Source organism: Lysobacter sp. F6437 (assembly GCF_052547215.1).
Genome location: NZ_JBQWRB010000006.1, coordinates 1 through 6404 on the forward strand (window position 1 = coordinate 1; position 6404 = coordinate 6404).

The following is a 6404-nucleotide window of genomic DNA, read 5'->3' on the forward strand; positions in this document are numbered from 1 at the left end:
AGACCCATCCAGTCTGCCAGCTCACCTCTCTTGTTCTTTGGGCGCGGGTTGTCGCACTTAGTTTGGCAATTCCCGAGCCCTAACAATTCGTTCAAGCCGAACTTGCTTCGTTACACCAAAGCCATGGCCAAAAAGCTTGCCATGGCTTTGGCTCCACTACACAAGTCGGCTTAACTCAGGCGGTTAGGCGGCATGGAAAGCATTCGAGTCGTGCAGATAGCAGCTCGCCCCGGTCTCGACTCCCCGGATGTGGAAGAAGTTGCCGGCGCGTTCGTCAACGTCTACACCACGGCGACCTCCCAGGAGAAGGCGCTAGAAATTGCTAGCGCGGAGATAGTCCAAGCGGGTTGGATTGTGCTCTCCGTGGAAGATGAGCACTTACTCACTCATGCTGAGGCACAAGCCTCGCCGGAGGCACTGCCGTACTATGAGCAAGCGTTGCTAGACGGAGTCGTTCTTGTCTTTCACAGCTACTCGCATGGCGGAGAAGAGCCAGACGTTGTGCACTAGCTGGCTTGCCGCCTAACAATTCGTTCAAGCCGAACTTGCTTCGTTACACCAAAGCCATGGCTAAAAAGCTTGCCATGGCTTTGGCTCCACTACGCAAGTCGGCTTAACTCAGGCGTTAGGCGTCACAACAAACATGACCGACCTTTGGGGTTCAATCTCGGCAAGTGCGTGGCGCAGCACGCCATGCATCGCCGGCCGTCCAGCCACAGAAGCTGATGTTGCTGCTGGTTCTGCTGTCTTTTACGTGCCGGGTGAGTCAACCGCAGCTCCAATGGCCCTGCCCTGCTGTGCAATCCAGGCACTTGAAGATGGTTCCGAGCAATCTGTAGTCATTGTCCAAGCAGAGGTCGCGCCCGAGGGAACCATCCTGGGTGTCCGTCCGTTGACCGGCGGCAACGGCATCTGCATGGTCACTGAGGTCCGGTTGCTTCCTGCCGGGTTTGAGCCGTAGTGTGGCGCCTAACAATTCGTTCAAGCCGAACTTGCTTCGTTACACCAAACACATGGCACAAAGAGCTTGCCATGTGTTTGGCTCCACTACGCAAGTCGGCTTAACTCAGGCGTTAGGCGGCAGGGAAAGATCAGTGCAGCCGGAATCAGCAAAAACAGCAGAACGCGCCGCGCGTGGTCGGATCCTATGGCTGGCGGCCTTCTGCGTAGGCGCCATACCGTTAGCCGGTTGCCTGGCTGTAATCGCCACCAATCCGGTTGTCGGTACCACGTTGCCGTGGATCTACTGGCTCGCGCTTGGCTCGGCCGTCTTGTGCGCGGTCGCTGCAGTACAGCTCCGAAGCTACGGACGCTTGGATACTGCGGACGAAGGCGCTTGGCTTACCCGGGTAGGAACACATGGCTCAAAGAGCTCGTGGGATGATCTGGACGGAATCGATGACTAATGGGTGGCGTCATACAGATGCCGCCTAACAATTCGTTCAAGCCGAACTTGCTTCGTTACACCAAAGCCATGGCAGAAAGAGCTTGCCATGGCTTTGGCTCCACTACGCAAGTCGGCTTAACTCAGGCGTTAGAGCTCACAATGAGAAGTGTCGCAATCTTGTTAGTTGCCACGTTAGCTAGCTGCTCAAGTGAACCTGCACCGACGATGGCAACTACTGGCGTTGACTCGTCCACGCAGCCTCAACCTGAAACGTTCGCGGGATACTATGTATTCGGCTTTGAAAGAAGCGAGTTCGTGCCGCAGAAGAACCGCGAGGAAAGTTGGTGGTTGTCCGGCCGTATCAATTGCGACGTCCTTACCTTCAACCAAGAACGATTTAGCCCTTGGGGGCAAGTTTACGTAGAGATCCAAGGAGTTGTGTCTCCCGTTGGACATTACGGTCACATGGGGTTCTACAAACGAGAGATCACGTTGACCAACACGGTTTCGTGCCGCACTGTGCGAGACGGCGAAGGTGTTGAGCTCTAACAATTCGTTCAAGCCGAAACCGCTTCGTTACACCAACAACATGGCAGGTAAAGCTTGCCATGTTGTTGTCTCCACTACGCAGTTCGGCTTAACTCAGGCGTTAGGCCTATTACGTGACTTTGTTGTAGCCTGGCATCGCAGAAATCCCGTTCGGCACGTTCGTCTGCTGAGTGACTCTTAGATGTGCCGAGCTCCTGTAGGCGTGCTCTGTCTGAAACAGCACGTACCCATGTGGGTCAAAAAGCGCCCCGGGGAAGCGCTCTAGGTTGTTGAACCAGTGGCCATCACAGTGATAGAGGGCATGTTTAGCTTGCACGCCCCAAATTTTGTTCAATCGCTTCCCAGATTGTTTGCCAACCAGTGTGGTGGTGCTCATGTCCTTCCCTTGTTGCGGCCCAGAGTGTTATTCCCCATCTGGCATAAAATATTGCAGCCAGGCTCTATTTATTGTCACTTACCCATAGATATCAGCAACTTAGGCAGTGCGTCACCCACCCGTGGTGCCATAGGCCTAACAATTCGTTCAAGCCGAAACCGCTTCGTTACACCAAAGGCATGGCAGGAAAAGCTTGCCATGCCTTTGGCTCCACTACGCGGTTCGGCTTAACTCAGGCGTTAGGCCTGTGTTGACAGTAATCGTAACGGAGATGCGCAATGAGTAAGGACTTTGGACTCTCGAACATCTATCTCAAGGTTGGCTTTGCTTTGGTTGCCATCTCGTTGGCCATGCTGGTCGCTGCGTTTGTCGTTCCATCGGCCACAAGATATCTAAATGGCGGTATTGCTGGCTTCTGCTTCGTCTCAGGCGCTGTTCTCTATGTCATTGGTCGCATTGCGCAGGTCAGACGCTCTCGCGCACAGGCCTAACAGTTCGTTCAAGCCGAACGCGCTTCGCTCCACCAACAACATGGCAGAACAGCTTGCCATGTTGTTGGCTCCGCTACGCACGTCGGCTTAACTCAAGCGTTAGGCACCAATGAGAGTTCTAGGCAAACTTGTAGACAGCTTCTCGTGGCCCATCTACTGCCGCAGCTATCTCGCCACTCTGGGCGGCCTGCTCATCGGACTAGGCTGCCTGATCTCATCGCACCAATCCGGCGGCATTGGCTCCTTCTCGCTTGGGTGGCAGCTTGGTCTTGGGGTTGCCCTGCTTGCCGGAGCCCTCCTCGTCTTCGCCGGACTCCTGGGGCCATCCCGCGCGATCGAGAGATGGGCCGACTCTTGGTCCCGGCACGATGTCACGTTCGTCGTCATGCTTCTGGCTCTTCCCTTGTACCTGGTGCTTGCTCCCATCTACCGACATCGCTAGGTTGGTGCCTAACAATTCGTTCAACCCGAACCCACTTCGTTCCACCAACAACATGGCAGGTAAAGCTTGCCATGTTGTCGGCTCCACTACGCAGGTCGGGTTAACTCAAGCGTTAGACCGCTCTATGCAAGACACATGGCACTTTGTTGCAATGGAGTACTACGCGTTGATTCTCAACCGTACGTATCTCGTTTCAGTAGGCGCGACAGGCATCGCTGGCAAAGTCTGTCGCGGCCTGACTGCTGTAGCGTCTGGCACCGGCCTCACTCGCTACATTACGAGCCAACTTGCTGTTCATGACAATCCAAACGATCCAAGCTCTTACGTATCGGATCATAGCCTTGCCCACCAGAACAATGCCGATTTCACTCTCAAGTACGATGACATCATCTCTGTCAGCTTTAATCCAAACAAAAAGTGGGGTATGGGTCCCTACCCACATGATGGGCGTGTAATCATCACTACTCCGAGCAAGGAGCGGGAGTTCATCATTCTCGGTAATCAATCCGGCCGAGATATCACAGACCGCATATCTGAGCTCATGGAGCGAGCGGTCTAACAATTCGTTCAAGCCGAACTTGCTTCGTTACGGCAAAAGCGTGGCAGAAAAAGCTTGCCACGCTTTTGCCTCCACTACGCAAGTCGGCTTAACTCAAGCGTTAGGCCTCAACGGAAGGTTCGCAGTGAACTGGAAGATCATCTTTAGGTTTGCCCTGGCACTTCTTTTCGCCGGGACTGCTGTCGGTTTCGTCGAGAGTTCGCTGTCATCTCAAGACGGCTCCACTGGTATTACCTTGCTGCTGGGCAGCTACATGACCCAGCTCTCGGGGTACGCCGGCATCCTTGCTTTCCTCTCATACCGTCAGGCGAATCGCCCATTCGCGCACGCCGCATTGGCTGTTGCTTTAGCTGTTGTGTTAGCCGCGCTCGCTCTGGCGGCAGTGCATGTGTACTCGCAAGCGCTGCCATCGCGCGGTACCTACATCGCCACCTTCATTGAGTGGCTGGTCACGGTAGTAGCGTTAGCTGTCGGTGTACCTGCAGGGCGGTTGCTTGCAAAGCGGCGGCCGTCTGCAGCAGGCTATGAGGCCTAACAATTCGTTCAAGCCGAAACTGCTTCGTTACACCAAAGGCATGGCAGAAAAAGCTTGCCATGCCTTTGGCTCCACTACGCAGTTCGGCTTAACTCAGGCGTTAGGCCCCAAGAGCTTTTCAAGCAATGGGTTCTCGTCTTCGGTGACAGATCGAGGCCCTTCGACCCCGGTTGACTCGGCTTCGGTGGGCCTGGCTTCGGCTACTGCAACGGGCGCGCTCACAGGTCCCGGCGGCACCTGGACTTCGGAAGGTTCCAACGCTCCATTGGCGTCGCGCTTGCAGCAACAGCTCGCTTCGGCGGGCACCGCGCGGCATCATCGGGCGCGCTTGCTGTTCTCGGCTTCGGGTCAAGCGGAAGGACTTCCGGCCGTGGGGGTTCTCGCGCTAGTGTTGGCGCCTAACAAGTCATTCAAGCCGAACCCGCTTCGCGGCTTCGGCACTCTGCCGCTGCTGGGTGTTGCGTTGCTTCGTCAACCTTCACGTTGCGGGTCGGCTTAATTCCGGCGTTAGACCACTTCTGGAGCTGCATGTGCTGCCAATCACAACGAACGGGCTCGATGTCTTAGAGTCTTTCAATTTCCTGGTGCCAGACCACGGAACTACATCCGTTCGGCTTGAGCACGCCGGTGAGAGGCTTAAGTTCGACTTGGTCTTTAACAGTCCGAGCGAAGAGCCAACTAGTCTCAGCTTCGCCCCTTCGGACCCGCTCACAATGAGGGTGACGTTTACGAACTGGGGTGAGGGCCCTTTTGCCACGACCACTAAAGAGCCGGTCCATGTCGGCTCCATCGGCGGGAGAGAGCTTTTCCTATTAATCGCAGTGAATAGGCTCGGCGACAACGCCGAAATTCGAAATGTGGTCTTCACTGCTTACCTCGGCAGCGAGGTGGGTAATGGCTAAGTTGGACATAAAAACAACAGTCACCGCCCCGACCACAATCAACATCCCGTTAGTCAGGGCTGATCATGCGGCTACATCTCATACCTTCCGCACCTGCTTCGAGGTCGCGCTTTCAATTTTCTCCACGCTTCTTGGCTACGTACTTGGGCTTCAGACCACATTGCAAATCCATTGGGTGTTTCTTGCACTGATGGGTGCCGCCACTCTGGCGTTTTTGATTCTCTCAGTTCGCGCGGGTAGATCATCGAAAGTGGTCTAACAATTCGTTCAAGCCGACGCCGCTTCGCGGCGCGGCTTAACTCAGGCGTTAGGGTGCAGATCAAATAATGTCGCTCTCTGAAGAACTAAAGAAGCCCTACAACTTACTTAGCACAGCGATTGGTGTGTTCGGTATCTTGCTTGGCTTTTGGCTGTACTACATCAGTCAGGAGCGACGAGAGCCATTCTACTTGGCAAAAGAGTCTGTCCAAATCTTTGACAGCAGTGCCGCATCACCCAGCATAGAGCTTACGGACAAGGCTGGCGTCACGGTTCGCGAGAACGTGTACGTGGTTGAGACCTCGATCTGGAACGCCGGAAAGAGACCCATCGAACCTTCTGATGTTCGCATTCCCCTCACTCTCAATCTCGCGGGAGCCAAGAGAATTCTCGACTACGGAGTTGTAGAGCAAAATCAACCCATGATTTCGGAGGTCAGCTTGTCCCCGGTCACAGGTAGCAAAACAGCGCTAAGTATCAGCTTCAAGCACCTAGATCCGGGCCTGGGTGCACGTGTGAAGGTCGTGTACGCGGGACAAAAAGATCCCGAGATAACTTTGCAAGGCGCGATTGTGGGTGCGACCATCAAGGACGGAACGAGCGTAATTTATAAGTATCTCCCGCAGTGGCTATCTCTCTTCCTTTCAGCCACTGTTGGCTGGCTACTTAGCGGTTGGTCAAAGACACTGGCCAAACGGGTACCGACCGATTGGCCAAAGGGTCGCAGGCGCTTCATCAAGGCGGCAATCTTTCTGGGAACTATTGGCGTGATCTTGCTAATCCTGCGGCTATTGTTTGGCTTCACGCTGCCGCCTGTGTAGGCTGCACGGTGAATTCAACCACCAAGTGCGACAACCCTCAGCCGCCGAATAGGCGTTGTTTTGGTGTTTCGTAGCCATACCGTT

Annotated in this window: 9 protein-coding genes; 8 read left to right on the forward strand and 1 reads right to left on the reverse strand. The window is 54.8% G+C overall.

What is annotated here, in order from left to right:
• Positions 1-192: 192 nt before the first annotated feature.
• Both ACT9F5_RS13870 and ACT9F5_RS13875 read left to right on the forward strand, forming a co-directional pair.
• A complete protein-coding gene (locus ACT9F5_RS13870; RefSeq protein ID WP_445120557.1) occupies positions 193-510 on the forward strand; it encodes a hypothetical protein in 318 nt (105 codons plus the stop codon).
• 133 nt (positions 511-643) lie between these two features.
• Positions 644-961 carry a hypothetical protein gene (locus ACT9F5_RS13875; protein ID WP_445120558.1) on the forward strand — a complete coding sequence of 106 codons (318 nt, stop codon included), beginning with the start codon at positions 644-646 and terminating at the stop codon, positions 959-961.
• Between the two features lie 1084 nt (positions 962-2045).
• Here ACT9F5_RS13875 and ACT9F5_RS13880 read toward each other — a convergent pair.
• Positions 2046-2312 (reverse strand): hypothetical protein, encoded by a 267-nt coding sequence (locus ACT9F5_RS13880; RefSeq protein ID WP_445120559.1) that lies wholly within the window; start codon positions 2310-2312, stop codon positions 2046-2048.
• Positions 2313-2590: 278 nt separating this feature from the next.
• Between ACT9F5_RS13880 and ACT9F5_RS13885 the strand changes: the two genes are divergently transcribed.
• From ACT9F5_RS13885 to ACT9F5_RS13910, 6 genes are all read left to right on the forward strand, one after another.
• Positions 2591-2803, forward strand: a complete 213-nt coding sequence (locus ACT9F5_RS13885) for a hypothetical protein (RefSeq protein WP_445120560.1) — start codon at positions 2591-2593, stop codon at positions 2801-2803.
• Between the two features lie 446 nt (positions 2804-3249).
• Positions 3250-3804: a hypothetical protein gene (locus tag ACT9F5_RS13890; protein WP_445120561.1), complete on the forward strand. Its 555-nt coding sequence runs from the start codon at positions 3250-3252 to the stop codon at positions 3802-3804.
• A 124-nt stretch (positions 3805-3928) separates the two neighbouring features.
• Positions 3929-4339 (forward strand): hypothetical protein, encoded by a 411-nt coding sequence (locus ACT9F5_RS13895; protein WP_445120562.1) that lies wholly within the window; start codon positions 3929-3931, stop codon positions 4337-4339.
• Between the two features lie 530 nt (positions 4340-4869).
• Entirely contained in the window at positions 4870-5241 is a 372-nt protein-coding gene (locus tag ACT9F5_RS13900; RefSeq protein WP_445120563.1) for a DUF6864 domain-containing function, read from the forward strand.
• Positions 5234-5500, forward strand: coding sequence for a hypothetical protein (locus ACT9F5_RS13905; protein WP_445120564.1), 267 nt, complete (start codon positions 5234-5236; stop codon positions 5498-5500). Before ACT9F5_RS13900 ends, ACT9F5_RS13905 begins: the two co-directional genes overlap by 8 nt.
• 67 nt (positions 5501-5567) lie before the next feature.
• Positions 5568-6320: a hypothetical protein gene (locus tag ACT9F5_RS13910; protein WP_445120565.1), complete on the forward strand. Its 753-nt coding sequence runs from the start codon at positions 5568-5570 to the stop codon at positions 6318-6320.
• Positions 6321-6404 lie beyond the last annotated feature (84 nt).